We start from the raw sequence: 25,136 nt of genomic DNA, 5'->3' as shown, positions 1-25,136 counted from the left end.
TTGATTAAGGAGGTTAAATCGTGAGTACGTACGCTAATAAAAAAGGATTTGGCGCTACGATTTGGGATTATCTGACGACGGTAGACCATAAGAAAATCGCCATTTTATATCTTATCTCTGGCGGGTTATTCTTTGTAATCGGCGGTTTGGAAGCGATGTTTATCCGTATCCAGCTTGCAATCCCAAATAATGACTTCGTAAGTGCCGGATTTTATAATGAAATATTAACCATGCACGGTACGACAATGATATTTCTGGCGGCCATGCCATTGGTATTTGCTGTTATGAATGCTGTTGTACCATTACAGATAGGGGCACGTGATGTTGCGTTCCCATTTTTGAACTCATTAGGTTTTTGGTTGTTTTTCTTTGGGGGAATCTTTTTAAATCTTTCATGGTTTTTAGGGGGGGCTCCAGATGCAGGCTGGACATCGTATGCATCACTTTCCCTCCACTCCGAAGGCCATGGCATTGATTTTTACGTCCTCGGACTACAAATTTCAGGTTTTGGAACACTAATTGCAGGGATCAATTTCCTTGTTACCATTATTAATATGCGTACGCCTGGTATGACATATATGCGTATGCCGCTGTTTACCTGGTCAACTTTCGTTGTTTCTGCATTGATATTATTCGCTTTTCCTCCGCTTACCGTGGGATTGGTGTTAATGATGTTCGATCGGATGTTTGGCGCGAATTTCTTTGATGTAGCGGCAGGGGGAAATACGATTATTTGGGAGCATTTATTCTGGATATTCGGTCACCCGGAAGTTTATATCCTGATTCTTCCGGCGTTCGGTATTTTTTCCGAAATTTTCGCTACATTCTCCAGAAAAAGATTGTTTGGTTATTCATCGATGGTATTTGCAACCGTTTTAATCGGTTTCTTAGGTTTCATGGTTTGGGCGCATCATATGTTTACCACTGGTCTAGGTCCGATCGCAAATGCAATCTTTGCCGTGGCGACCATGGCTATCGCTGTACCGACGGGTATTAAGATATTCAACTGGATTTTTACGATGTGGGGAGGAAGCGTCAAGTTCACGGTTCCGATGCTTTATGCAGTTGCCTTTATTCCTACATTTACAATGGGTGGCGTGACAGGTATCATGCTCGCATCTGCACCTGCTGATTATCAATACCATGATAGTTATTTCGTTGTTGCTCATTTCCACTATGTAATCGTCGGTGGGGTTGTATTAGGTTTACTGGCTGGAATCAATTTCTATTGGCCGAAGATGTTTGGAACAATGTTAAGTGAAAAATTGGGGCAAATCACATTTTGGACGTTCTTGATTGGTTTCCATTTAACATTCTTCATTCAACATTTCTTAGGTTTGATGGGGATGCCTCGTCGCGTATTTACATTCTTGGACGATCAAGGTTTCAATACAGGTAATATGATTAGTACTGTTGGAGCCTTTTTGATGGCATTTGGTGTCTTGGTTATGGTCATCAATATCATCATTACATCTGTGAAGAATGAAAAAGTCGGCAATGATCCTTGGGGAGATGGCCGTACGCTTGAATGGGCCATTCCATCACCGCCGCCGTTTTATAATTTTAAACAACTGCCGTTAGTCCGCGGATTAGATCCTTACTGGGTTGAAAAAATGGAAGGGAAAAAGGAAATGACTCCTGCAGAACCACTTGGGGATATCCATATGCCTAATTCATCCATTCTTCCTTTAACGATTGCCTCCGGTTTATTTATCGCCGCATTCGGTGCTTTATACCATATGGATGATAAGACATGGACCCTGCCTATAATGATTGTTGGGCTTTTGGTAACGTTTGGTTCAATGTTTATCCGTTCCGTTAAGGACGATCATGGGTACCATATTCATAAAGAAGACCTTATGGACGATAAAGACAAGGGAGGTAAGGCATAATGCAAGCAGATGAAAGATTCACGGATGCTACTTGGCCTGCTTCTCCCGAGAAAGCGACTTTAGAAGGTAAAAATAAGTATTTGGGATTCTGGTTGTTTCTTGGTGGAGAGACGGTATTATTCGCCTCGCTATTTGCAACTTACCTAGCATTGAAGGATAAAGTTCCAAATGGTGATGCTGCCCTAGCTAAAGATTTATTCGAATTACCACTTACTTTTGTAGCAACCATGCTGTTATTGACCAGTTCATTGACTAGTGTGTATGCGATGTACCATATGAAAAATAATCACTTTAAACAAATGCAGGCTTGGCTTGTGATTACGGTTGCCCTTGGTTTTGGTTTTCTTGGACTCGAGATTTATGAATTCAATCACTATGTTCATGAATTCCATCATACATTTACGAGTAGTGCCTTCGGCTCCGCGTTTTATACGTTAGTTGGCTTTCATGGAGGACACGTTGCTTTCGGTCTTGTTTGGATCATATCTCTTATGGTTCGTAATGCAAGAAGGGGCTTGAATTTATATAACGCTCCTAAATTTTTTGTTGCAAGTCTTTATTGGCATTTCATTGACGTAGTCTGGGTGTTTATCTTTACTGTCGTATACTTAATGGGAATGGTGGGATAACTGATGGCGAATGAACAATCAAATTCAGCGAACCCGAATGTCGATTTAAAATATCGCCGTAAGAAAAATGCTGAAGAGATGAAACACCAAGTGATATCATTTACACTTATGATTTTCTTTACATTACTTGCTTTTGCTGCAGTAGGAATTGAGGGTTTTTCACATTGGTTCATTAAACCAGTCATTTTGCTGCTGGCAGTTGTACAAGTGATCTTCCAATTGTATTATTTCATGCACATGAAGCATAAAGGGCATGGCACCATTGCATTGTTCTTATTTTCCGGCCTTGCAGTCGGCTTGATAACAGTCCTTGTGTTCACAACGATTGTTTGGTTATAAACCATAAAGAAAATCGGCTATTGGATGATAGCCGGTTTTCTTTATTTTTCTAGAAAAAGTATCCAGGTTTATCTATATTTGTTACCATGTTTCATTTTAGGTATAATGAAAGTAAGAAAAAGTTTATGAACGAGGTGATTCTTTTGTCTATTGATATTTTCGGATTTCGCGCTTTGTGGAGTCCTTATTATTTTGCCGCCCTCGTACTTATAACCGTTGGCTATTTTTGGATGGTGACAAAAAAAGGGGAGAAGTTTTCGGGCAGTTCATCGCTTTCCGTTAAACAGGCAACTTATTTTTTGATAGCCATGTTCCTTCTATATGTGGTAAAAGGATCGCCACTGGATTTATTGAGTCATATCATGTTCAGTGCCCACATGTTTCAAATGGCACTGCTCTATCTCGTGATTCCGCCTTTATTTATCATAGCGATTCCAGATTGGCTTATGAGAACTTTCATAAATTCAAGGGGAGTGAAGACGTTATTTCAATTTTTCACGAGACCTCTTATCGCCCTTTTACTTTTTAATGTTCTTTTCTCGTTGTACCATATCCCGTTAGTGTTCGACTTTATCAAAACGGGGATGTGGTTTCATGCCGGATACACGGTCCTTTTATTTACGACTGCTGTTTTGATGTGGTTCCCACTTGTCAATCAACTGCCGGAACGTGAAAGTCTATCAGGTGTGAAAAAAGTAGCTTATATTTTCGGCAGTGGCATTCTAATGACCCCTGCTTGCGCTTTAATCATTTTTGCTAATGATCCGATGTATGATACATTTACCAATGCGGAATCTTGGGCCAGTGCCATGGAACTCTGCGTTCCTGCTTCAGCACTGTCGGGCTTAACGCTTAGTGGCCCAGAAATGTTCAATGGACTGCCATTGCTGGAGGATCAACAGCTTGGTGGGGTTCTGATGAAGGTGATTCAAGAAATCGTTTTAGGCTATGTATTAGGTGTCATTTTCTTTGCTTGGTTCAAAAAGGAGAATGGCGGCCAAAATGATATCGATCCGATACCTTCGGATTTTCAGACTGTAGAATAATTGTACGATAAAAGACTTGTCTTGGGGCGGACAAGTCTTTTATCCCATTGCCTGATTTTTAAATTTAAAGCAAATAGCCAGTGATTTGACTTGGCAATTCTATAAAAGTGAGCATTCTGTTAATAATCCTTGATTTTATTGAATTTTATGATTGCCTCTTATAAAATGGTAGTTGATTAATAAATATAGAGAGGACTACAATTCATATGTCTTTACCAATCCTTCCAACGATAAGTACAGCCTTCATTGTTTTAAGTGCCATCACTGTTGCAATAGGCTGGTATCAAATTAAACAACGCAAAATCGAGACCCATAAAAAAACCATGATGGCGGCTGCGGTTTTTGCGGTAATCTTTTTCACTATATATCTTTCTCGGACGGTCTTCATTGGTAGTACGTCATTTGGCGGACCCGATGACATTAAAATTTATTATACGATTTTTTTGATCTTCCATATAACGCTTGCAACGACTGGAGCTGTTTTGGGGATTATCATGCTTACCACTGGGTTTAAAGGTAAATTCGCCATCCATAAAAAAATCGGGCCTGCGACAAGCGTCATTTGGTTTTTCACTGGGATTACTGGAGTAGCTGTTTACATACTGCTTTATGTCATTTATCATGGCGGCGAAACAACATCTTTAATAAAGGCGATCCTAGGATTTTAAAATAATGAAAAAGCCTGGTGCAAAAAAAGCATCAGGCTTTTGTAATGGATACAAAAAAAGAGAGCATCACACATGATACTCTCTCTTTGTACTTCACTTTTCACTAACGGCTTTTACAGGCCGTTGAATTGTGTAAGTTCTTCTTTGATTTGAGCGAGGATTTTTTCACTTTGTTTAACTAGTGAAGCAGGGAAATCCTCTCCTTCGCCATATTCAATTCCGTGTGGATAATAATGTTTTCCTAATAGAGGAACCATTAGTTTGATGACGGCCCTGTGAGCGCCTACATCGCCCTCTGTAGCATAGCCAAGTATTCTCAGGTAAAACGTGCCTTCTTTTAATTCGAACTTACGATCGTAACTGACTCTTTCGTAATCCCATTGTTCTGCACGTATTAAACCATACTGCGGCATTAGGTCATCTAAACGGTTTAAGTCGGCTGTGATGTTTTCGATTCCAAAGCTTTCAAATTTCACGAGTAGTACCTCCTATGTTTACTATTAAGAATTAAAATGACATACCGGGAAAATATTATGTACATGAATATATTAAAAATCTCCAAGTATGTTTATAATATACCATTTTATCCTATATTTTATAATAGTACGAAATGGTGGAAGTTGCAATGAACTCAACCATGGTATTTTAATCATTCGCAAAAGTTCCATTTTTTAAATAAATTTAATGAAGCGGCAGTCTATCGTAAATTAGAAAATTATGATTGAACAGTGATATAATCAGGAAAGAAAGGTTTTTGCATTGGATACATAAATTAGATAGAGAGAGGGAGTGTTCCTCTGCGCAGTTTAGGTAAGGTGTTGGTGTTAATCATTATTTTTTTCGTAATCGGTATTTATCTTAATATCGGCGATGAAGATGAAGGAAACCCTCTTATTGATGGTAACAAAGGTGTTAACCCCAATGGACATATAAATGAAAAAAGCACTTCCTCTGAAAAGGAAGGGGTTACTGAAGTGACAGAAGGTCTGGCAGTAACAATCGGGAAAAATGCAAAAGAGATAGAAAAAGAATACGGTAAGCCAGATCGAATTGATATGTCCGCCTATGGATATGAATGGTGGGTTTATAAAAAGGACTATGATAATTATTTCCAATTAGCCGTTGAAAATGAAAAAGTGGTATCTGCTTATGGAATCGGTGATGAGGTCAATGTCGCTCCTTTTAAAATTGGACAATCGATTGATGCCATCTATTCCAGCTTATATGTGGAACCTACTGTTGATATTGAAGTTGGTCACAGTTCCTATCGTTTTGAATTATCGGAGGAAGATATGAACATGAGGCCGTTGATTGATTTAGGGAATATTAATGTTCAGCTCTATTTGGATAAATTCACCGGGACTGTTTCAAGTATCCGATTTTTGAATGATTCCGCCCTATTGAAGCAAAAGCCGTATGAGTTGACCTATCATGGTGAACTTGTGACAGTTAAGGACCTTTCTGATGAAGACTTGGCGAAAGTGGAAGATGGCAATGAGCAGCAAATATTCGATATTACGAATATAATGCGCAGTAGGTTTGATTTGAAGCCTTTAGAATGGGATGCTCCAACTGCGGAGGTTGCTTACCTTCATAGCAGGGAAATGACAGACGCACCTGAAGGAACCCATGTTTCTGAAACAAAGGGGGATTTGGAAAAGCGTCTCGATGCAGGTCATGTAAAATACAGGGCAGCAGGTGAAAATATAGCGGCTAATTATGTGGACGCAGCTGCAGTCATGGAAGGTTGGCTAAATAGCAAAGGGCATCGGGATGCGATGCTGAACGAGGAATTTACAGGTCTGGGCGTCGGGGTATATAAAAAGTATTACACCCAGAATTTCATAAAGAGATAAAAAAACGGATCCGCATAGGGTCCGTTTTTTTTTGTTCTGGATTATATTTCTAAAATGAAAAAGTTCCTTGACTATATAGCGCATAGTTCCTCATCATCAAGGTGGACCTTCCCCTCGATGATGATCGTTTGCCTATGTATTAATTCGAATGTACACATTAATCGATCGCCAATGGAGGGTTTAAAGTAACGAACTTGGATCTATGTAGTCACGGCAGCATACCCTTTTGGAGCTGTTGAGCTTGCAAGGGTACCCATCCCCAGAATCTATGAAGGTAGCTATCATGCCTCCATGAATAATGTTCAATTCATAATGTACAAGAAGTGTATTAGGCATAGTCATCGTAAGTGTCGTACCCTGTTTGCTTACATCCTTATTTAATTGCAGCAGGCTTGATAAATAAGAGGATTTCCTTTGCTCTCTTTTGGCTTATAACCCTGAAACAATTCCGGTAAAACAGATAACTCTGTTTCATTTGCAGACTCATCCACTTTCTGGAAGAACTTGATTAAATCATTTGCATCCGACATGAAAATCCCTCTTTTTTTCTAATATTATACTACTGGAAATCCAATTGCATTTGAAAATGAATCTTATGCACTTTTTATTAACCTTTAGCATATGGTGCAATAGGCGATGTCTAAGTGTGAGGTGAGAGTAATGGCAAAAAGAAAGCGGCCCTCCGTGGATGGATTTCGGGAGTTTGTAAAGGAGCATCCTCATTTAGTGAATGAAGTGAGAAGCAAACAAGCAACATGGCAGGAACTTTTTGAAGAGTGGTATTTACTCGGAGAAGATCATCCACGCTGGCAGGCTGACGGCAGTGCGGGTGAGTCCGAAGTGAATACAGGATCCCCATCACCGCCGGTTGAAAAGGAAGACCAAAGCAATGAGTTGATCGGTTCGTTAATGAGTGCAGTTAAGAATATGGATATGGGGCAGATTCAACAATATATTACGAATGCAAATCAGGCCATCGGTGCAATCCAAGGAGTGCTATCTGCTTTCCAAGGGAATAAATCAGGTGATACCAGTCCTCCCCCAAAAGAAAAAGAGCAGAGAGCTAACCCTTTTTTATTCACTAAAGATTAAGGAGGGTTTTTCATGCGTCAGAATATATATGAATTCATTCAAACAAACGAAGAAATGCGAAACTACTTGAGGATTCAGCCTGCATGGTACAAAAGGTTAATGCGTAATCCCCATGAAGTGGATGTGTTTGAAACCGAAGCGAAATATTATTTTGAAAAGTCGATTCCACATCGGGTTTCTAAATTTTCGGAAAGCGTTCAGGTTGCCTCAATGATGCTTCATATGTTTCAAGCGATGAATGCTCCAGGTGAATGAAGAAAATAAGAGTAAATTACTCCTTTTGGCGAACAATAAAGGCAAAAGGGGGACGATGGAATGAGAAAGTTGATATTGGCTCTAACAGTGTTGGTGGCAGTGTCGGGTTGTGGAAAGAAAATACCGGAACCTGAAAATTCAGGAGTAGCCATGCAAGGTGTTTCTACACTTAAAGCTGCCACCACTGTAACGAGCATCAGAAATTCAGATGAGGACTTTCGGGTAAAAACTTTTGTAAAAGGCAACTCTGTCTATGTAGAGTGTCACTTGAAAAACTATGGTTTTTCTGAATCAAATCCTGAACAATTGGCAACTGTGTCGGTATTTATTGATAATCAAAAGAAAGTCGATATGAAAACGGCAGCATTTATCTTAAAGGATGTCCCGAATGGCATGCATAAAATTAAGCTGGAGATATTGAATGGTTCGGGTGAAAAAACAGGGCTGCAAAAAGAGATTGAGGTACATATCACTTCCTCGATTTAATCAAACCATTAGCATCTAATAGGGAGAAATGGTAAAATGGTTGTGGAGGTGAGCTTGTTAATGCTTGCTACTATGGAAATCATCGACATTTTACAACAGGCTGACGGATTAGCTGAAATGATCCTTCATTCTGAAATAGGGGAAGAATACCTCCTTAGTTTATATAAATTACAAAGCGACAAAGAGGCCCAACGGAAAATTTCCAAGTTTACTTCGCTAAAGGATCTATTTGAAGATGTTCAAAGGTTCGGTAAATATCATCCGGATTATAAACGCATCAATTTAGAAACCAGGCAAGCTAAACGAGACATGGATATGCATCCTGCCGTTGCTGAGTTTAAGCGGGCGGAGACCGAATTGCAATCCGTTCTTGATGAAATCAGCGGAAGAATTGGCCGAGCGGTTTCTGAACAGGTCAAAACCCCAGCGGGAAATCCATTTTTTGTTTCATCCGGTGGATGTTCAACGGGAAGCTGCGGAACCGGCGGAAGTTGTGGATGCTCTGCTTAAGGTAATGGCCAGATCGGTTAACATTTAGGCCGGTATACAAGAACATGCAGCCATCGAAATTCGACATTACTACGGAGTTCGGTGGCTGTGTCATGTAAGGAACCTTCGTCGAGACTGTGGGGTCAATGAACCGATGTAAGTATAAAGATCCTTCCTTGTACCTTGTTTTTATCATTTATATTCCGTATACGTTACAAAGCAGCGATTAACTGCGATATAAAATACAATCCGGACAAAGGTTGCCGCAGCAAAACATCTTTTGCTGCGGTACATAAAAACGATGCCGGAATACATATAAATGTTTTTCCTGCCGTACGAAAATGGTTTCACAATGAAGCTGCTTGCCACGCATTGAAAGGCTTGCGGCTTTTTTTATTAAATAAGAAAGCTTACTATTATCATTTTGTGCCGGATGATAATGGATATATAAAAATGGTATACCTGTGAATTTTTTTATCGAAGCTTGGGTAATTTCATCATTATCTAATAGATGATCAATAAATTGATGCCAAATTTGGTTTAAATCCATCGTTTGTTCGGCTCCCTTCACAGTGTGTATATTCATAATAGTGAGAGAATTTCGTTTATAATCTTTTTTTCTTGGTTGAAAGTAAAGATTCTGCTATGCTACACTTAGTTAAAACCTTTATAAAAGGGAGTTATTGATATGCTTGGAGCGAGACAGGGAATCATCGTCTATTTACATACATTAAAACAAGCCAAAATGCTTAGGAAATTTGGAAATATCCATTATGTTTCAAAAAAGTTGAAATATGTAGTTCTTTATACGAATATGGATGAAGTCGAACCACTAGTGGAAAAGCTGAATAATTATTCGTTCGTTAAAAAAGTGGACCTTTCTTATAAGCCTTTTTTGAAGGTGGAGTTCGAAAATTCCAAACCGGATAAAGCGAAAGAATATGATTATAAAATGGGAATTTAAAAAAAGCTGACTCATGCGGAGTCAGCTTTTTTCAATTCAGGGCATCAAAAACTTTCAACCTAATGGTGGCAGATATCTATTCATTCGCAAAATGCCGATTAAGTGTTGGTAGTACAACTCGATTTCTGCAAACAGCACCGAAGGTTTCACGTCGATTTCAATAATTGGTCTATCCAGTTCCTCCGCCAAGTTCTCAAAAAGCTCATAGCGTTTGTTTTTGGTGGCATGAGGGTTGGGTATACCTTCACGGCAAATGTAAAGCGGCTGGAATTTCCCAGGATCTGTGGGCTGCATGACGATAACCAATGACGTTACCTTTTTATCATTTATAGTAGTATGCATGGCCAAAAGCCTTGCAACTCGATGTTTCTGATTGCGACCTACTTCCAGCAACTCATATATATCGGAATATCCTTGTCCAATTTCAATAAAACGTTGAATCAATTAAACCTCTCCTAACTAACTTATTATTCATTACTTTATCATTATCGCTCATAAAAGAGAAGGACAACTTTATTGACGAATCATGACAAAGAAAATTAGATATCAGAGGTTTATCAATAAAAAAAGCCCTGCAAAAATATGCAGGGTCCTTCTATGTCTAACTAAGGACCAGAAGGCAAAGGGAGAGGAGAAACCGGAGGAAGAACTTATGGGGAAACGTAAGCCTTCTCCGCGGTTGGCAACAACACCTAAAAAGGAATGTTGTTATTCACATTATTGCCAAAAACCACTTTATTATTCAAAATGTAAAAGATTTATAAAAAGAAAGGATATCTTCTTTCCGTGGTACGAAATGATAAGTTAATTTCCATCTTGGAAATGAAACCAAATGGGTTTAAATATTGGCTAGCTTTTTCTAATATGTTAGGATAGGAAAGTAACAGAAATTTGTCATAAAATGTGGTGAGAATGATGAGGGTCGTTTCCGGAATTTGTAAAGGAAGACCACTTAAGGCTGTACCGGGTACAGGAACCCGTCCGACTACTGATAAAGTCAAGGAATCCATTTTCAACATGATTGGTCCTTATTTCGAGGGAGGTCTGGTCCTCGACTTGTTTGCCGGGAGCGGTGGACTGGGAATTGAAGCGTTAAGCAGAGGCATGGATAAAGCCATATTTGTCGACCGGGATTTTAAAGCAAATCAAACGGTTAAGGCCAATTTGGAACTATGTAAGTTTTCAGACCGTGCAGAAGTCTATAAAAATGATTCAGAGCGTGCACTGAAAGCTTTGGTGAAAAGGGAAATGACTTTTGAATTGATTTTTCTTGATCCGCCTTATAAGAAACAAAAGCTAGTAGAGATTCTTGAAGAAATACATAAATACCGATTGCTGAACGATATGGGATACATTGTTTGTGAGCATGGCCATGATGTAACATTGCCAGAAAAAGTTGGTGACTTTACCGTTAAGAGAAAAGAAGTTTATGGCATCATTGCCGTTACGATTTATCAATGGGGAAACGTACACGAACAGGGGGAACTATGAATGTCCAAAATAGCGATTTGTCCGGGGAGTTTTGATCCAATAACATTTGGTCATCTTGATATCATTCAAAGGGGAGCGAATGTTTTTGATGAGGTATATGTTGTCATCGTGAACAATTCAGCGAAAAATTCACTTTTTACAGTGGAGGAGAGACTGGAATTGATTACTGAGGCGACTGCTCATATGCCGAATGTTAAAGTGGATTTCTATCAAGGATTGACGGTCGACTATGCTGAAAGCGTTTCCGCGAATGCCATTATCAGGGGATTGAGGGCGACTTCCGATTTTGAATATGAAATGCAGGGAACTTCGATGAACAGATTCCTTAACAATAAAATAGAGTCATTCTTTATCATGACGAAAAATCAATATTCTTTCTTGAGTTCAAGTATCGTGAAAGAGGTTGCGAAGTATGGCGGGGATATCTCTGAACTGGTGCCAAGCGTCGTCCAGAAAGCTCTGGCCAAAAAGTACGAGGAGCTAAAAGGATAGAAAAAAGAGCATTGCCAACGCGCAATGCTCTTTTTTTCGGTTACGAAAGGCCTTTGAAAAGCCTTTTGGTATATATGATGATGTATAGGGTCAAAAACACGAGGGTTAGAATGGGGCCGAAATCAAGCATGTTCTGATATAGGGAATTCGCGTGTTCACCGGATCCGCTGACTGGAAATGCGTTTATCGGGTTGCCGCTGTACCTATTGCCTTTATAGAGTGGTTCCCAAAGCAAGACGGTAATAATGGATGCCAGAAGGCCATGTGCTATCCTAGCCAGAAAAAAGGGAGTGAAACGGATGTCTGTTGCGGCTATGATGCTGGCAACTTGCGCTTGAATGCTGAACCCGTTGAAAGCTAAGATGAAACTTGTCATCACGGTTTGCTGAAAGAGCGTCGCATCTTCGACCGTACTGGTTAATTTTGAACCAAGAGTCATTTCAAACATGCCTGATATGAAGGGGAGGCTTAAAGAATCAGGGAAATTAAAAATATGTAAAATCCCTCCGACCCCCGATGCTAGCAATCCGGTAATGTTCATATGAAATAAAAGCTTGTTCACCACCGAAAAGAGAATGATGAACCCCCCGATCATTAATAGGGTTTGAATGGATGAGATTACCGCATCTCCAAGTAAACTGCCAAACGGTCTTGTTTCTTTTAATCTGGTTCGATGCATTTGGCTAAATGCTTGTCTTATGGAGGGGAGCTTGGTCATTACTTTTGTATGGGATTTTTCTTCTTTCCAACGGTAAAAACGCATGATGATGCCTACACAAAAATTTCCTAGGTAGTGGGAAAGTGCAAGGATGATCCCTAAATGAGGATTGTGGAAAAACCCAACGGCAACCGCAACGAACAGGAACAATGGATTAGATGAATTAGTAAAACAAACGAGTCTTTCAGCTTCAATGCGGGTCAATTGTTCTTCCTGACGAAGCCTTACAGTGAACTTCGCACCAGCTGGAAACCCTGATGCAAGTCCCATCGCCCAAACGAAACCGCCCACTCCTGGTACACGGAATAAGGGACGCATAAATGGTTCGAGCATGACGCCAATGAACCTGACAACCCCAAAACTGATTAATAACTCCGAGAAAATCAAGAAAGGTAGAAGCGAAGGGAAAACAATTGTCCACCACATATTCAGTCCGCCTTTGGAAGCTTCAAAGGATTCTTGGGGGAAGATGATCAAGCCAACTGCCATCATCGTGACGGAGGTAGCTAACAGTACTGTTTTAGATTTTGATTTTAGCAAAATTCAGCCTCCTCTTGAAGGTTACTAAATAAGGGCAGTTCGTTTCGTATATAATAATATATGAACTTCCTTTTCTCGAAAAGTAAGCGCATGATGTAATATGGATTGTACCGACATGTATAAATGAGAATGATCTGCACAATGGAATTTTCAATGCAGCCCTTCACTTCATTGGCTACATAGTTTATATCTGCCATGCTTGTTTCACTGTCAATATAAATAATATGCTTCTATAAATCCGTTTAAGACCATAACTTTGAATGAGTGTTATTTCAATATTTTGAACTAGTTATAGGCGGGAGGGTTATCTTTGTCGAAACCAAAAGTCGGGCTTGCACTTGGGTCAGGAGGAGCTAGGGGATTTGCACATATTGGCGTGATAAAGGTATTACAGCAAGAGGGCATTCCGATAGATATGATTGCTGGAAGCAGCATGGGAGCTATGGTTGCTGCCTTTTATGGAGCGGGTTCGGATATAGAGAGGCTGTATAAGTTGTCCCGTGCATTTAAGCGAAAGTATTATTTAGACTTCACCATACCTAAAATGGGCTTCATTTCTGGTAAACGGACAAAGGATTTAATCAGGGTATTTACATATGGTAAGAAATTTGAAGAACTTGATATTCCTGTGGCGGTGGTCGCCACTGATATAAAAACGGGGGAAAAAGTCATTTTTCAGGAAGGTCCCATCGCACCGGCTGTAAGGGCAAGCATCTCCATTCCCGGCATTTTCACTCCCGAAAAAATCGGAAACCGACTGCTTGTTGATGGCGGCGTTGTAGATAGGGTTCCTGTTTCAGTCGTAAAGGATATGGGAGCAGACATCATAATTGGTGTGGATGTAGCCCACGTGAAACAGGATATGGATATAAATTCCATCTATGATGTCATCATGCAAAGCCTCGATATTCTGCAAATGGAGTTGGTTAAAAGCAGGGAGTTTGCTTCAGACGTCATGATACGCCCCAGGGTTGAGAAATACAGCTCGAAATCATTTACAAACGTACAGGAAATAATTAGTATTGGAGAAGAAGCTGCAAGAGGAAAGATAGATCAAATTAAGCAGAGCATTGTTACTTGGAAGGAGTCCTTTGAAGATGAGCCGTAAAATGTATGTACGCACTTTCCTGGTGGTGGCTATACTACTCATAGCATCAGCCCTTTATTCCCTACCTTTTTATGTATCAAAACCAGGAATGGCTAAAGAATTGGAGCCAATCATTGAGGTATCCGGAGGAGATGAAGCAAAAGGAAGTTTTATGTTAACCACTGTAAGAATGGGCCGGGCGAATATATATTCCTACATGATGGCGAAGTGGAGCAAATATCAGGAGCTTTATCCGGAAACCTCCATACGAAGTGAAGATGAAACAGATGAAGAATATAATATCAGGCAGCTGCACTTAATGGATGGTTCTAAAAATAATGCCATTCAGATCGCATATGAAAAAGCAGGGAAAGAAGTCGATTACGAGTACCTGGGTGTATATGTTTTGGACGTGCTAAAAGGAATGCCGGCAGCTAAAGAATTGAAAGCTGGCGATCAAATCATTCAGGTCGATGATGTTAAATTCAAGTCTGCACAGGAATTCATGGACTATATTAACGGAAAAAAGGCTGGAGATGAAGTTAAAATAGTGTATAAGCGGGAAGAGACGGAGAAAACGGCCGTTCTTGCATTGCAGCCTTTTAAAGATGACCCAAATAGGGTCGGAATAGGCATTTCGCTGGATGATAACCGAAAAGTGATCACAAAACCGGCGATTGCCATAGATTCAGAACAAATAGGCGGTCCTTCAGCTGGTTTAATGTTTTCATTGGAGATTTATAATCAATTAACAAAAGGCGATCTTACAAATGGGTATGATATAGCCGGTACAGGAACGATGTCAGATGATGGAACAGTCGGTCCAATTGGCGGGATTCAACAGAAAATAGTTGCAGCCGATAAATCTGGAGCCGAAATATTCTTTGCCCCAAATGAAAACGGAGCAGCAGGTTCGAATTATGAAGATGCACTCATTGCAGCAAAGGATATCGACACGGACATGAAGATCGTGCCGGTGGACAACTTTGAGGATGCAATAGCCTATTTAACGAAGCTAAAAGGAAAAGAAAAATGAAAAAAGCGCAAGCAGTCATCTACTGTTTGCGCTTTTTTTGATGATTAGATTTTTACTCTTAAGGATGGACGGGCTAAGCTTAAACCATTCTTCACTTAAAAATGATGGGAGATTCATATTCCCGTTTCATCAAGGCAGCTTGATACGGTTCGGGCAAGCCCAGTGCAAACACCTGTGCCGCTCGCAAGTCCGTATCGATGTCCTGCTTCTGATAGGACGAAAGTTTAGAGATGAGCGGGAGGGGTAAGCCTTTTTTTACTGTGCGAAGATATTCTTGTCCACGGCCATTCATGCCAAGAAGTCTGATATAGGCTGGTTGGTCATTGTGAATCACCTGTTCCTTTAATGTATGGGTCAATATATGGACACACATCCGTTGTAGACGTGTCCATGTGTACCTCTTTGTCTTCAGTGCTGCCATGAATCCAGAAAAGCTCGAAGATTGTTTGGCCATCTCCTTAATTCTGTGTTCTATGCCTTCCTCAATTTCGTATGTCCCTGCCAATTCGATTAAAGAGGAAGAAAGGATTCGGTATTTCAACATTGGCCAATACATTTCCCAGTTATGCAAGGCATAGTAGTCGGTTAAATATTGCTCAAGACCACTCAATGTCGGTTGAGGAATATAACTGGAAACAGAATTTAATTCCTGGTGCTCATGGATGGCTTTACGTATCCCCGTTGCACTGGCAATAGGGTCTTTAGACAACTTTGTTTCATGATATCCGGCAGCGACCCTTTGAATCGTATAAGGGCGAATGGAGTAGCCGTTTGAAAGGGCAGCACTTACATATTCCTTTCCAAGAATATTATTTGGCTTCGTCAAATCCAATGCCGCATCACCATTGATGATTGATCGATAAGCCTGGGCAGCACTGGCTGGATAACTATTACCGGCATTCATAGCCATTTTAATTGCGGCATCGAATGCTGCGGAATTATCCGAAAGAATTCTGTGGGCGGTAATGAATGGTTCAATTCTGCCATCCTCGCTTCCGAAGCAAAAGGAGTCACAGCCAAGGGACTCCAAAAGAGAAATAGATCCTTTTGCAAATATTTCCGCCTTTTGTGTCGCGAAAGTATAGGGAAGCTCAATGACAAGATCTATGCCTCCATTCAAGGCCATTTCGGCACGTGTCCACTTGCTGACGATAGCGGGCTCGCCACGTTGTAAGAAGGGCCCGCTCATAACAGCCACCACAACATCTGCCCCTGTTTTTTCTCTACTTTCTCTTGCATGTAAAACATGTCCATTATGAAAAGGGTTATATTCGACTACTAAACCGCAAGCTTTCATTCGTTCACCTCAGAGAAAAACTTTGTATTTTATCAACTTAGTGCTAAAATAGTATTTCAAGTAAAATTACTATAAGTAATCGTCGGGATTTTTTGTTTGAAATGATTCTTAAAACTTAGACAATCAGTTAGGATGACTACATTATAGTGTAAAGAAAAAATATTGACAAACTTATAATTGAAAGCTATAATTATTTTTGTTGCCTTGAGGTGATTTCATTTGAAATGGACGATTAGTCAACTTCAAAAAATTCGGGACAAAGATTTACGGTTTGATGAACTGGTGGATGTCTTGGACATTAGAGAAAGAGACCCGCAAATTCGCGATGTTTCTCCGATCAGAGTAGCAGGAAGAGCTGATATCAGCTCGACCGAGATTACTTTTCACTTGCATCTTTCAGGTGAATTAACATTACCTTGCTCCCGTACACTGGTAGACGTTAAATATCCGATTGATATTGATACAAAGGAAACCTTTCTTTTAAAGGCAGATGGCACTGATTTCTACGGAGATGATGTCACTGTTGTGGAAGGTGATGTTGTAGATCTAATACCGGTAATTAAAGAAAATTTATTGCTAGAAATTCCGATGCAGGTTTTTTGTGAGGATGTCGATTCGAACGAAGCTGCTCCTCAATCTGGGAAAGACTGGGCTGTTATTTCTGAAGAGGAAAATGAGCATAAGGTTGATCCGAGATTTGCAAAGCTTGCCGACTTTTTTGACAACAATAAAGAATCTTGATTGGAACGAAAAATCGTTAATCCGATTTTTCCAGCTTTTTTATATTTTTTAAGGAGGTGGGAATAATGGCTGTACCTTTTAGAAGAACGTCGAAAACTGTAAAAAGAAAACGTCGTACGCACTTCAAGCTTCAAGTACCTGGTATGGTAGAATGCCCGAGCTGTGGTGGAATGACTCTTTCACATCACGTTTGTAAAGAATGTGGAACATATAAAGGAAAAGAAGTTGTCGCAAAATAATTTCTTGACCTACTTGAGAGCATTGCTTTCTTGATGCAACACGCTAATCAAAGCGCAGGGATTTTTCTCTGTGCTTTTTTTACAAATATATTTGGCAGAATATTTAGAATCATCTATGTTTTGCCGATGATTTTGGAGAAGGTGTTTACGTGGATCAGGTGATTGATGTAGAAAACGATAAACGCGGTTTCATGAAGCTCCTGTTTAATAGACCGGAGAAAAGGAATGCCGTGAATTATCAATTGATGGACGAACTTGAGTCGATATTGTCAGAAGCTGCATGCGATGATGAAGTTAAGTTGCTGGTCCTAACAGGGGCGGGCTCTGAGGCATTCTGTTCAGGTGGCGATCTTAGGGAATTTCAGGATTTGCATACAGAAGAAGAGGCCTTTGCTATGTTATCGAAAATGGGTGAAATTCTGTATAAACTAGCAGTTTTCCCAAAACCAACAATAGCGCTCATCAATGGAAGTGCTTTCGGCGGTGGATGCGAAATAGCGACAGCTTGTGATTTCAGATTAGCAAAGAGCGGAGTTAAGCTAGGATTTGTACAAGGTACTCTAGGAATAACGACAGGGTGGGGCGGAGCTTCACTTTTACTTGAAAAAATACCAGAGCAAAAAGCGCTAAAGCTATTATTGGATGCAAAAATACATAAAGCTGAGGAAGCAAAGGAATTTGGTTTCGTAGATGAGATAGTCGGAGAAGGTACGGATGGATGGGAAATGTTCGCAGAAGATTTTCTTCGCCATGAGACAGGGGTATTGATGGCCTATAAACGATTGTTGGTCCATAAATGGCAGGGTAGCGGGCTTAAAGGAAGAATGGATGCGGAAATCCGGGAATGTTCTAAACTTTGGGCTAGTGATGAGCATCATGCTGCAGTCGATCGTTTTTTAAATAAGAAAAAATAAATATTACCCGCTCTATATATCTTCTATCTTTCCTAGCATGTGCATATTATGAATTAAAACTTGCTGGGAGGTAGAGAGATGACGATTGCGAGACAAGATGCATGGACTCATGATGAGGATCTGTTGTTGGCTGAAGTGGTACTAAGGCATATACGAGAAGGAAGTACACAATTAAAGGCGTTTGAAGAAGTGGGGAAACAGTTATCGAGGACATCTGCTGCTTGTGGGTTCCGTTGGAATTCATTTGTAAGGAAGCAATATAAATCAGGGATAGAGCTGGCGAAAAAACAAAGGAAAGAACAGGTAGTCAATAATCCTGGAATGGAAAGGGATTCGGTTGCATCGGTGGAAAATGTCACGATTGAAGAAAAAACGCCCGAGCATGAAGATAAAGAATCTATTACCCTTCAGGAAGTTATATTATATTTAAGCAAAATGGATGAATTCTTTCAGCTTGATAATAAGGAAAAAGAACGGATTTCTGAGCGGTCACTATTTCTTGAACGGGAAAATGCCCGATTACTGGAAGAGAATGTTTTGCTTAAAGAAAACCTGAAAGCTGTTGAGGAAGATTATCGTGCGTTAATGCAGATTATGGAGCGCGCAAGAAAGCTTAGTGTACAAGAGGACGAAAAGACGAATCCGAAGGTGAGTTTTCAAATGGATAAGAATGGTAATTTGGAAAGGGTCAATAAATAAAAAATGCGGGTGGGAAAATCCGCCCGCATTTTCTTGATATTTCCTTATTCTTGTGTATCTATTTCTTTATTATCTTGTATGTCAAATGGGCTCCAAATCAGCGGGTTTTCTCCGAGGTCCCTGTCCAAATCATAGGAAACAGCAGAAAAACCCATCTTTTTCCAAAAGTCTTGTGAATGAACTCTTGGGTTAGTTTTGATAGGCATGTTCAGGCTTTTGGCGAATTCGACCAAAGCTCTTCCATAACCTTTTTTCTGATAGTTAGGCAGGACTTCAAGTTTCCAAAGAACAAGGAAGTCCCTAGAATTGTCAAAATACTGGTCGAATTTAGCGCTTCTTTTATAAAGGCTCATGCGGGCTACAAGTTTGTCGCCATAAAAGATTCCGTAAAAAGGTGATTGGCTGTCATTTTCGATGATGTTACCCTCTAAATCATCTAGCATGGACAGTTCCTGTATCCCGTATTCTTTGAATTTTTTGAATTCCTCAAGCGTTTTAAAATTTACAAGTAATCGTTCCACCTTGTATTCCATAAAAAAGCTCCCCCTTAATTCTGATAAACCTCTTCCGATAGTACCCTTTGAAAGTCATCCCACTGATCTTTACCATGTGGAATTCCAGCTTAGGTTAAATCTAGTATGACATCATCGACTTATCCTAGCTGACTAAATGCTTATAGCCTTTTATCCCCCGCCCTTTTCCCTTCAATTTCTTGTGGGTTGAGATTGGAGTTATCTTTTGTTCCTATAAAGTCTTCAAAATGGCTAAGCTTTTCGTATCTAATATACCATTAAATTAACACTTAAAGAAGAAAATATATCTTCAATGGCGTATTAATAAATCTTCCCATTGATATTTATGGCGAGCCTTGTTGATGGCAGTTCCATTTCATTCAATCAGATTGGCTGCGTTTTCCAACGATAGGAAATTTGATGCAGGATAAAAAAGATAATGTGATAAAATAGTAAATATATTTCAAAAAGTAAGGAAGGTTATTATGAGAATTGGAATCGTTGGGGGAGGGGCCATCGGGCTGCTGTTTGCGTCTCATTTAAGTGAAAAACATAGTGTGACTCTCTATACCCATACTGCGGATCAGGCGTCAATCATTAAACGTGATGGAATCCGTCTTATTGCAGATGGTGAAAGCAGGCTTCTGACAGGCATCATTTCTAAGTGCCTGGATGATGGGGTATCGGATGTGGATCTTCTTATATTAGCCGTCAAGCAATATCACCTGCCGCAAATATTGCCTAGGATCAAAGGTATTCTGGTTCCATTACTATTCTTGCAGAATGGCTATGGGCATATTTCTTATTTAAAGCAGCTTCAATCCCCGACCATATATGTGGGGGTAGTGGAGCATGGAGCGTTGAAACATGACGGGAATACCGTGGAGCATACAGGGCTCGGCATTACAAGGATCGCTTCCTTTAAGGGGGAACTTGATCAACTATCGTTAGTGAATGAAGGGATCGATCATTTTCCTTTTTCGAAGAGTGAGGATTTTCACTCGATGCTGATGGATAAGCTAGTCGTTAATGCAGTGATAAATCCATTAACAGCGATACTTGACGTGGAAAATGGCGGTTTAATCACTAACTCCTTTTACTACCAATTGTTTCAAGATCTTTTTGAAGAAATCTCCGGTATTTTGGAAGTTAAAAATAAGGATGAGTCATTTGAACATGTGAAATCCGTTTGTATGGCAACAGCGGAAAATCGATCGTCAATGCTAAAGGATTTAGAAAATGGCCGTAAAACGGAAATTGATGCTATTTTGGGTCATATCCTCTCGGAGGCAAAGAGTAAAGGGAAAAGTGATTGCCTGACTTCTTCTCTATATAAGATGGTTAAAGGAAAAGAGTCTCAGGGGGGATGAGAATGTGCCGTACGTAGTTTCAAGCCTTGCCGCGATATTTATTACCTTGCCTTTCGTGGGGTATATACTTTTTTTTATAAGTGCCAAACAATTCACTGGAAACCATAGGCGCTCCGTTCAATTTGCAATGGATATGAGTACGCTGCTGTTCGTATTATCAGTCCATTATTTGATCATTACCATTTGGGATAAGCAAATTCTTTGGGTGATCATGCTTATCATGATCATCAACGCATTCGTGGTGGTCCTTGTCCATTACAAGGTAAAAGAAGAAATCATTTTCCATAAGGTATTAAAGGGTTTTTGGAGAGTGAACTTCGCCTTCTTTTTCGTAGCTTACCTTCTATTATTTTCCATTGGCATAATTACAAGTATTACGAAGATATTGACTACATAATATAGAACATCGCATCAATTTTCTGCTGCTGGGCAACTTCTTTTGTTTTCTTAAACCGGAATGTTATACTCTAAAAAGAATTGTAGTTGCAGAGAAAGGGAGAACAGAAATGGAGATGAAAGATCTCGAGTTACCATCTTTAAACCGTTTTGCATCGGACTATTTACAAAACCGTCTTGAAACGGAGGATTATTTTCACTATGACTTGTCTAAGCCGGACATTTATCTCAATAAATATAATGAATTGATGAACCGCTCTTTTTCACGTGATGAATTGTCGGATTACATACAACAATACATGTCTCGTCTTTCATTCAGTGAGGCAGTTAAGGGGAATATTGAAAGGTTGCGCAGTGATGATTCCGTGGTTGTGATTGGAGGACAGCAGGCTGGGTTATTATCAGGGCCGCTGTATACCATTCATAAAGTGATTTCGATCATTAAGCTTGCGGAAGAACAAGAAAGAGAACTGGGGCAGCCAGTCATTCCAGTTTTTTGGATAGCTGGAGAAGATCATGATTTGGCTGAAGTCAATCATGTTTATGTTATGAAAAACGGTAAACCCGATAAAAAAACCTATCCTTCCTATCAGCCATATAAAACAATGGTTTCTGATGTGGAGCTAGAAACGGAAAAGGCAGAGAAGTGGCTTGAGGAAATCATTGAAACATATGGAGAAACGGCCTTTACGAATAAACTCCTGATTGATATGAAGGAGACCATTAAGCAATCGAATACTTTCGTCGATTTCTTCGCCATGCTGATTCATGAATGGTTCAAAGAATATGGCCTTTTACTAGTCGATGCCGGAGATCCGGAATTAAGGCGAATTGAAAAGGTATACTTTGAAACGATGGTCAATGAAAGTGGACGGATTGCTGAAGTGGTCGAGGAACAGCAATCATTCATGCATGCGAAAGGGTATGCAAAAATGATTGAAATGGATAAACGGGCAGCTAATTTATTTTATTATGATCCAGAAAAAAAAGATCGATGTTTACTTGAACGTGTAGAAGGCGGTTTCAGCGGAAAAAACGGTGAGGTATCATTTACCAAGCAGGAACTCTTGCAGATAGCCAAAAATCATCCAGAACGATTAAGCAACAATGTCATTACACGCCCGCTCATGCAGGAAATGCTTTTCCCTGTATTGGCTTTCGTTTCTGGGCCAGGGGAAATAGCCTATTGGGCAGAATTAAAAAAGGTATTTGAGTTGTTTTCCATGAAGATGCCGCCAATCATTCCTAGGTTAAACATCACGCTGGTAGAGCGCAGTATCCATAGCGACCTTGAAGAATTGGAACTCAGTTTGGAAACTGTTCTGACTGAAGGAACCGCTAATTCTGTGAAAAGTTACCTTGATTCCGTGAAAGATGAGACGGTTGACACCCTGTTCGGGACGCTGAAATCACAGCTTGAAGAGAACCATGAAAAGCTATTTGCCCACGCTGTCGCTTTAGATAGAGGACTTGAGCCGATGTTGAACAAAAACATTGAATTCATTCAAAAGCAATTGAATTTCATGTATGGCAAAATCGGTGACCGTACAAAGGAACGACATTCGGTCATATTGAAAAAATATGAACGGATAGCAAATTCACTGTACCCTCTTGGATCACCCCAGGAGAGGATTTGGAATGTGTTTTATTACTTGAATCAATACGGGCCAGAGTTCGTACGGGATATGATGAAACTGGAATACCGGTTCAATAATCAGCACAAATTGATTTTCATATAGAAAAACCATCCGTTTTGGGGAAAAGTGGCGGACAAATCACTATGAATAGGGTTGCCGCATACCAATCCTGACGGAGGGATTAAAAAGTGAAAAAAAGACAGGTGCTAAAGCCTGTCTTTTTTCTGTTTCCTGAGCACTTGTCAGGTAGTGCTTCGACAGTAATAGTGGGACTGCGTCCTAGTCTGAGTCCATTCGAGGGAAATGCACGTTTCTTTGAATAATTTGGCTAAATAAACTTAAGTAGAAAAGAAGGGAATTTTTACTTGGAAAGAGAAAGTAAAAACAAGTGGAGAAAGGTGGGGGAATGTGGTACTCTGAGATTAGAATGTGGGGGTAGTGGGTATGTTCATGGGAGAGTACCATCATAACATCGATATAAAGGGCCGTTTGATAGTCCCAGTGAAATTCAGGGAAAATCTTGGGGAGCAATTTGTCCTTACCCGCGGACTCGATCAATGTTTATTTGGTTACCCTATGGAAGAGTGGAAGCTGCTTGAAGAAAAGCTGAAAGCCCTGCCTTTAACAAAAAAAGATGCCCGAGCCTTTACCCGTTTTTTCTTTTCTGCAGCTACAGAATGCGAAATTGATAAACAAGGGCGAATTAATATCCCCACGCCGCTTACTTCATATGGCCAATTGGAAAAAGAATGTGTAATTCTTGGTGTTACCAATCGTATTGAGATTTGGAGCAAATCCCTTTGGGAAAACTATTTTTCAGCTTCGGAGGATTCTTTCGCTGAGATAGCAGAAAATATGATTGGCTTTGATATTTAAGGCTGCCCTCAGAAATAGAGTCACTCAATAACCGATTGGAAGGATGTCTAGCATGTTTCAACATACAACAGTGTTATTAAAAGAGACGGTTGATGGATTGAACATCAAACCTGATGGAATTTATGTGGATTGTACTTTAGGAGGAGCCGGTCACAGCGAATACTTACTTTCACAGCTCTCTGACAAGGGTAGGCTTTATGCTTTTGACCAGGACGAAACGGCGATTAGGAATGCTAAGGAAAAATTGGAAAGCTATGGCGAACGTATTGTTCTTGTTCCTAATAATTTTAAATACTTAAAAGAAGAGTTGAATGCCCGGGGAATCGAGAAAGTGGACGGGATCCTATATGATTTAGGCGTGTCATCCCCACAATTGGATACACCAGAGCGTGGTTTTAGCTATAACCATGATGCACCTTTGGATATGAGGATGGACCAAAGTGCTGCCATTACTGCCTATGATGTCGTGAATACTTGGTCATTCCATGATTTGCTGAGAATTTTCTTTCAATATGGAGAAGAAAAGTTTTCGAAACAAATTGCAAGGAAAATTGAAGCGGCACGTGAAATAAAACCAATTGAAACGACGTTTGAGCTTGTGGAATTAATTAAGGATGGGATACCGGCCCCGGCAAGACGTAAAGGCGGACACCCTGCGAAACGAGTGTTCCAAGCAATAAGAATCGCTGTGAATGACGAACTTGGTGTCTTTGAAGATTCCTTAGAGCAAGCCATATCGCTTTTGGATAAAGAAGGAAGAATATCTGTCATTACGTTCCATTCGCTTGAAGATAGAATTTGTAAAACGGTATTTAAAAAAGCTAGTGCCCTTCCGGACCTTCCGCCTGGACTTCCAGTTATCCCGGATGAATTCAAGCCACCTATGAAAATAATTACGAGAAAACCGATTTTACCTTCAGAAGAAGAATTGGAAGGGAATAATCGTTCCCGGTCGGCTAAGCTAAGAATCGCCGAAAAGCAATAATTACAGAAAAAAAACAGTAAGGGGGAACATGAATGAGTTCCATAGCCAAAAAAATACAAGAACAGCAATATGAAGACCAACAGCAGCAACAGACACAACAAACAGTGGTCATCCGTAAAGCGAAGATATCCATTGGTGAAGTTTTCTTACTATGTGCCCTTGCTATCATGGTTACCTTTATGGGAGTGAAAATAGTCTCTAATCAAGCGGCCATCTATGAAACGAATAAAGAGATCCAACTAGTGGAAACTTCGATTGAGGAACAGGGTAAAGTGAATGATGATTTGAAAGTGCAGGTTGCTGAACTTAGTACATACGAGAGAATTTGGAAAAAAGCTGCAGCGCTAGGGTTCAAGTTAAATGAGAATAATGTGAAGGGTGTGCAGTAAT

The 25,136-nt window shown here is 40.1% G+C and carries 32 protein-coding genes; 25 read left to right on the top strand and 7 right to left on the bottom strand.

From position 1 onward, the window contains the following. Positions 1–20 precede the first annotated feature (20 nt). The 5 genes from ctaD (at position 21) to BS1321_RS04895 (ending at position 4,574) form a co-directional block, all read left to right on the top strand. Positions 21–1,892 (top strand): cytochrome c oxidase subunit I, encoded by a 1,872-nt coding sequence (gene ctaD / locus BS1321_RS04915; RefSeq protein WP_063231962.1) that lies wholly within the window; start codon positions 21–23, stop codon positions 1,890–1,892. After that, a complete protein-coding gene (locus BS1321_RS04910; RefSeq protein ID WP_063231961.1) occupies positions 1,892–2,521 on the top strand; it encodes a cytochrome (ubi)quinol oxidase subunit III in 630 nt (209 codons plus the stop codon). The genes ctaD and BS1321_RS04910 overlap by 1 nt, the downstream gene beginning before the upstream one ends. A 3-nt stretch (positions 2,522–2,524) precedes the next feature. Next, entirely contained in the window at positions 2,525–2,860 is a 336-nt protein-coding gene (ctaF, locus tag BS1321_RS04905) for a cytochrome c oxidase subunit IVB (RefSeq protein ID WP_048684534.1), read from the top strand. 134 nt (positions 2,861–2,994) lie between these two features. Further along, entirely contained in the window at positions 2,995–3,906 is a 912-nt protein-coding gene (gene ctaG / locus BS1321_RS04900) for a cytochrome c oxidase assembly factor CtaG (protein ID WP_311631842.1), read from the top strand. A gap of 206 nt (positions 3,907–4,112) precedes the next feature. Then, entirely contained in the window at positions 4,113–4,574 is a 462-nt protein-coding gene (locus tag BS1321_RS04895; protein WP_063231959.1) for a DUF420 domain-containing protein, read from the top strand. 113 nt (positions 4,575–4,687) lie between these two features. On the opposite strand, the gene BS1321_RS04890 is transcribed toward BS1321_RS04895, so the two are convergent. After that, positions 4,688–5,050, bottom strand: coding sequence for a YugN family protein (locus BS1321_RS04890; protein ID WP_063231958.1), 363 nt, complete (start codon positions 5,048–5,050; stop codon positions 4,688–4,690). A gap of 345 nt (positions 5,051–5,395) precedes the next feature. Here BS1321_RS04890 and BS1321_RS04885 point away from each other — a divergent pair, with 345 nt between their 5' ends. Then, complete coding sequence (locus tag BS1321_RS04885; RefSeq protein WP_230160898.1) at positions 5,396–6,430, top strand: CAP domain-containing protein; 1,035 nt, start codon at positions 5,396–5,398, stop codon at positions 6,428–6,430. Positions 6,431–6,807: 377 nt separating this feature from the next. Here the strand turns inward: BS1321_RS04885 and BS1321_RS27330 are convergent, their stop codons facing one another. Next, complete coding sequence (locus BS1321_RS27330) at positions 6,808–6,960, bottom strand: hypothetical protein (RefSeq protein WP_155726440.1); 153 nt, start codon at positions 6,958–6,960, stop codon at positions 6,808–6,810. 130 nt (positions 6,961–7,090) lie between these two features. On the opposite strand from BS1321_RS27330, the gene BS1321_RS04880 reads away from it, so the two are divergent. Genes BS1321_RS04880 through BS1321_RS04865 form a run of 4 tightly spaced genes read left to right on the top strand, consistent with a single transcriptional unit; the run spans position 7,091 to position 8,773 of the window. Beyond that, positions 7,091–7,522: a YlbD family protein gene (locus tag BS1321_RS04880; protein WP_063231957.1), complete on the top strand. Its 432-nt coding sequence runs from the start codon at positions 7,091–7,093 to the stop codon at positions 7,520–7,522. A gap of 12 nt (positions 7,523–7,534) precedes the next feature. Further along, the gene (locus tag BS1321_RS04875; protein WP_063231956.1) at positions 7,535–7,777 is read left to right on the top strand and encodes a YlbE-like family protein; all 243 of its coding nucleotides are present in this window, start codon (positions 7,535–7,537) and stop codon (positions 7,775–7,777) included. A gap of 60 nt (positions 7,778–7,837) precedes the next feature. Next, complete coding sequence (locus BS1321_RS04870) at positions 7,838–8,263, top strand: hypothetical protein (protein WP_063231955.1); 426 nt, start codon at positions 7,838–7,840, stop codon at positions 8,261–8,263. 60 nt (positions 8,264–8,323) lie between these two features. After that, positions 8,324–8,773: a YlbF/YmcA family competence regulator gene (locus BS1321_RS04865; RefSeq protein WP_063232132.1), complete on the top strand. Its 450-nt coding sequence runs from the start codon at positions 8,324–8,326 to the stop codon at positions 8,771–8,773. 205 nt (positions 8,774–8,978) lie between these two features. Here the strand turns inward: BS1321_RS04865 and BS1321_RS04860 are convergent, their stop codons facing one another. Further along, entirely contained in the window at positions 8,979–9,302 is a 324-nt protein-coding gene (locus BS1321_RS04860) for a hypothetical protein (protein ID WP_063231954.1), read from the bottom strand. Positions 9,303–9,440: 138 nt separating this feature from the next. Here BS1321_RS04860 and BS1321_RS04855 point away from each other — a divergent pair, with 138 nt between their 5' ends. After that, positions 9,441–9,716 (top strand): YlbG family protein, encoded by a 276-nt coding sequence (locus tag BS1321_RS04855; protein ID WP_048684554.1) that lies wholly within the window; start codon positions 9,441–9,443, stop codon positions 9,714–9,716. A gap of 54 nt (positions 9,717–9,770) precedes the next feature. Here the strand turns inward: BS1321_RS04855 and BS1321_RS04850 are convergent, their stop codons facing one another. Beyond that, positions 9,771–10,160 (bottom strand): DUF7147 family protein, encoded by a 390-nt coding sequence (locus BS1321_RS04850; RefSeq protein WP_063231953.1) that lies wholly within the window; start codon positions 10,158–10,160, stop codon positions 9,771–9,773. Between the two features lie 471 nt (positions 10,161–10,631). Between BS1321_RS04850 and rsmD the strand changes: the two genes are divergently transcribed. Together rsmD and coaD are read left to right on the top strand one after the other, a co-directional pair. Further along, entirely contained in the window at positions 10,632–11,207 is a 576-nt protein-coding gene (gene rsmD / locus BS1321_RS04840; RefSeq protein ID WP_063231951.1) for a 16S rRNA (guanine(966)-N(2))-methyltransferase RsmD, read from the top strand. Then, positions 11,208–11,699 carry a pantetheine-phosphate adenylyltransferase gene (gene coaD, locus BS1321_RS04835; RefSeq protein WP_034313942.1) on the top strand — a complete coding sequence of 164 codons (492 nt, stop codon included), beginning with the start codon at positions 11,208–11,210 and terminating at the stop codon, positions 11,697–11,699. A gap of 40 nt (positions 11,700–11,739) precedes the next feature. Here the strand turns inward: coaD and ylbJ are convergent, their stop codons facing one another. Next, positions 11,740–12,957 carry a sporulation integral membrane protein YlbJ gene (gene ylbJ, locus BS1321_RS04830; RefSeq protein WP_063231950.1) on the bottom strand — a complete coding sequence of 406 codons (1,218 nt, stop codon included), beginning with the start codon at positions 12,955–12,957 and terminating at the stop codon, positions 11,740–11,742. 310 nt (positions 12,958–13,267) lie between these two features. Here ylbJ and BS1321_RS04825 point away from each other — a divergent pair, with 310 nt between their 5' ends. Together BS1321_RS04825 and BS1321_RS04820 are read left to right on the top strand one after the other, a co-directional pair. Then, the gene (locus BS1321_RS04825) at positions 13,268–14,065 is read left to right on the top strand and encodes a patatin-like phospholipase family protein (protein ID WP_063231949.1); all 798 of its coding nucleotides are present in this window, start codon (positions 13,268–13,270) and stop codon (positions 14,063–14,065) included. Then, entirely contained in the window at positions 14,055–15,080 is a 1,026-nt protein-coding gene (locus BS1321_RS04820) for a SepM family pheromone-processing serine protease (RefSeq protein WP_063231948.1), read from the top strand. Before BS1321_RS04825 ends, BS1321_RS04820 begins: the two co-directional genes overlap by 11 nt. 91 nt (positions 15,081–15,171) lie before the next feature. On the opposite strand, the gene BS1321_RS04815 is transcribed toward BS1321_RS04820, so the two are convergent. After that, on the bottom strand, positions 15,172–16,377 hold the full coding sequence (locus BS1321_RS04815; RefSeq protein WP_063231947.1) for a nucleotidyltransferase: 1,206 nt from the start codon (positions 16,375–16,377) through the stop codon (positions 15,172–15,174). A gap of 219 nt (positions 16,378–16,596) precedes the next feature. Between BS1321_RS04815 and BS1321_RS04810 the strand changes: the two genes are divergently transcribed. From BS1321_RS04810 to BS1321_RS04795, 4 genes are all read left to right on the top strand, one after another. After that, positions 16,597–17,118: a YceD family protein gene (locus BS1321_RS04810; RefSeq protein WP_048684570.1), complete on the top strand. Its 522-nt coding sequence runs from the start codon at positions 16,597–16,599 to the stop codon at positions 17,116–17,118. A gap of 65 nt (positions 17,119–17,183) precedes the next feature. After that, positions 17,184–17,357 carry a 50S ribosomal protein L32 gene (rpmF, locus tag BS1321_RS04805; protein WP_034313929.1) on the top strand — a complete coding sequence of 58 codons (174 nt, stop codon included), beginning with the start codon at positions 17,184–17,186 and terminating at the stop codon, positions 17,355–17,357. A gap of 149 nt (positions 17,358–17,506) precedes the next feature. Beyond that, a complete protein-coding gene (locus tag BS1321_RS04800; RefSeq protein ID WP_063231946.1) occupies positions 17,507–18,271 on the top strand; it encodes an enoyl-CoA hydratase/isomerase family protein in 765 nt (254 codons plus the stop codon). Between the two features lie 78 nt (positions 18,272–18,349). Continuing rightward, a complete protein-coding gene (locus tag BS1321_RS04795; RefSeq protein WP_063231945.1) occupies positions 18,350–18,970 on the top strand; it encodes an RsfA family transcriptional regulator in 621 nt (206 codons plus the stop codon). 44 nt (positions 18,971–19,014) lie between these two features. Here the strand turns inward: BS1321_RS04795 and BS1321_RS04790 are convergent, their stop codons facing one another. Further along, complete coding sequence (locus BS1321_RS04790) at positions 19,015–19,503, bottom strand: N-acetyltransferase (RefSeq protein WP_063231944.1); 489 nt, start codon at positions 19,501–19,503, stop codon at positions 19,015–19,017. A 464-nt stretch (positions 19,504–19,967) separates the two neighbouring features. On the opposite strand from BS1321_RS04790, the gene BS1321_RS04785 reads away from it, so the two are divergent. From BS1321_RS04785 to ftsL, 6 genes are all read left to right on the top strand, one after another. Further along, positions 19,968–20,852, top strand: a complete 885-nt coding sequence (locus tag BS1321_RS04785; protein ID WP_063231943.1) for a 2-dehydropantoate 2-reductase — start codon at positions 19,968–19,970, stop codon at positions 20,850–20,852. 4 nt (positions 20,853–20,856) lie between these two features. Continuing rightward, on the top strand, positions 20,857–21,249 hold the full coding sequence (locus BS1321_RS04780) for a DUF3397 domain-containing protein (protein ID WP_063231942.1): 393 nt from the start codon (positions 20,857–20,859) through the stop codon (positions 21,247–21,249). Positions 21,250–21,358: 109 nt separating this feature from the next. Next, a complete protein-coding gene (gene bshC / locus BS1321_RS04775; protein ID WP_063231941.1) occupies positions 21,359–22,987 on the top strand; it encodes a bacillithiol biosynthesis cysteine-adding enzyme BshC in 1,629 nt (542 codons plus the stop codon). A gap of 342 nt (positions 22,988–23,329) precedes the next feature. Next, a complete protein-coding gene (gene mraZ / locus BS1321_RS04770; RefSeq protein WP_034313914.1) occupies positions 23,330–23,761 on the top strand; it encodes a division/cell wall cluster transcriptional repressor MraZ in 432 nt (143 codons plus the stop codon). Positions 23,762–23,813: 52 nt separating this feature from the next. Beyond that, complete coding sequence (gene rsmH / locus BS1321_RS04765) at positions 23,814–24,746, top strand: 16S rRNA (cytosine(1402)-N(4))-methyltransferase RsmH (protein WP_063231940.1); 933 nt, start codon at positions 23,814–23,816, stop codon at positions 24,744–24,746. 32 nt (positions 24,747–24,778) lie between these two features. Next, complete coding sequence (ftsL, locus tag BS1321_RS04760) at positions 24,779–25,135, top strand: cell division protein FtsL (protein ID WP_063231939.1); 357 nt, start codon at positions 24,779–24,781, stop codon at positions 25,133–25,135. Position 25,136: the final 1 nt, after the last annotated feature.

The organism is Peribacillus simplex NBRC 15720 = DSM 1321, from assembly GCF_002243645.1.
Lineage (GTDB): Bacteria > Bacillota > Bacilli > Bacillales > DSM-1321 > Peribacillus > Peribacillus simplex.
This window is presented reverse-complemented; position numbering and strand designations above follow the sequence as displayed.

Coding starts and splice junctions, on each gene's coding strand:
- BS1321_RS04860 (WP_063231954.1), bottom strand. CDS start 9,302: ATGGATTTAAACCAAATTTGGCATCAATTTATTGATCATCTATTAGAT.
- coaD (WP_034313942.1), top strand. CDS start 11,208: ATGTCCAAAATAGCGATTTGTCCGGGGAGTTTTGATCCAATAACATTT.
- BS1321_RS04795 (WP_063231945.1), top strand. CDS start 18,350: ATGACGATTGCGAGACAAGATGCATGGACTCATGATGAGGATCTGTTG.
- BS1321_RS04790 (WP_063231944.1), bottom strand. CDS start 19,503: ATGGAATACAAGGTGGAACGATTACTTGTAAATTTTAAAACGCTTGAG.
- BS1321_RS04895 (WP_063231959.1), top strand. CDS start 4,113: ATGTCTTTACCAATCCTTCCAACGATAAGTACAGCCTTCATTGTTTTA.
- rpmF (WP_034313929.1), top strand. CDS start 17,184: ATGGCTGTACCTTTTAGAAGAACGTCGAAAACTGTAAAAAGAAAACGT.
- BS1321_RS04865 (WP_063232132.1), top strand. CDS start 8,324: ATGCTTGCTACTATGGAAATCATCGACATTTTACAACAGGCTGACGGA.
- bshC (WP_063231941.1), top strand. CDS start 21,359: ATGGAGATGAAAGATCTCGAGTTACCATCTTTAAACCGTTTTGCATCG.
- BS1321_RS04880 (WP_063231957.1), top strand. CDS start 7,091: ATGGCAAAAAGAAAGCGGCCCTCCGTGGATGGATTTCGGGAGTTTGTA.
- BS1321_RS04785 (WP_063231943.1), top strand. CDS start 19,968: ATGAGAATTGGAATCGTTGGGGGAGGGGCCATCGGGCTGCTGTTTGCG.
- BS1321_RS04870 (WP_063231955.1), top strand. CDS start 7,838: ATGAGAAAGTTGATATTGGCTCTAACAGTGTTGGTGGCAGTGTCGGGT.
- BS1321_RS04820 (WP_063231948.1), top strand. CDS start 14,055: ATGAGCCGTAAAATGTATGTACGCACTTTCCTGGTGGTGGCTATACTA.
- rsmH (WP_063231940.1), top strand. CDS start 23,814: ATGTTTCAACATACAACAGTGTTATTAAAAGAGACGGTTGATGGATTG.
- mraZ (WP_034313914.1), top strand. CDS start 23,330: ATGTTCATGGGAGAGTACCATCATAACATCGATATAAAGGGCCGTTTG.
- rsmD (WP_063231951.1), top strand. CDS start 10,632: ATGAGGGTCGTTTCCGGAATTTGTAAAGGAAGACCACTTAAGGCTGTA.
- BS1321_RS04815 (WP_063231947.1), bottom strand. CDS start 16,377: ATGAAAGCTTGCGGTTTAGTAGTCGAATATAACCCTTTTCATAATGGA.
- BS1321_RS04855 (WP_048684554.1), top strand. CDS start 9,441: ATGCTTGGAGCGAGACAGGGAATCATCGTCTATTTACATACATTAAAA.
- ctaF (WP_048684534.1), top strand. CDS start 2,525: ATGGCGAATGAACAATCAAATTCAGCGAACCCGAATGTCGATTTAAAA.
- BS1321_RS04910 (WP_063231961.1), top strand. CDS start 1,892: ATGCAAGCAGATGAAAGATTCACGGATGCTACTTGGCCTGCTTCTCCC.
- BS1321_RS04875 (WP_063231956.1), top strand. CDS start 7,535: ATGCGTCAGAATATATATGAATTCATTCAAACAAACGAAGAAATGCGA.
- ftsL (WP_063231939.1), top strand. CDS start 24,779: ATGAGTTCCATAGCCAAAAAAATACAAGAACAGCAATATGAAGACCAA.
- BS1321_RS27330 (WP_155726440.1), bottom strand. CDS start 6,960: ATGTCGGATGCAAATGATTTAATCAAGTTCTTCCAGAAAGTGGATGAG.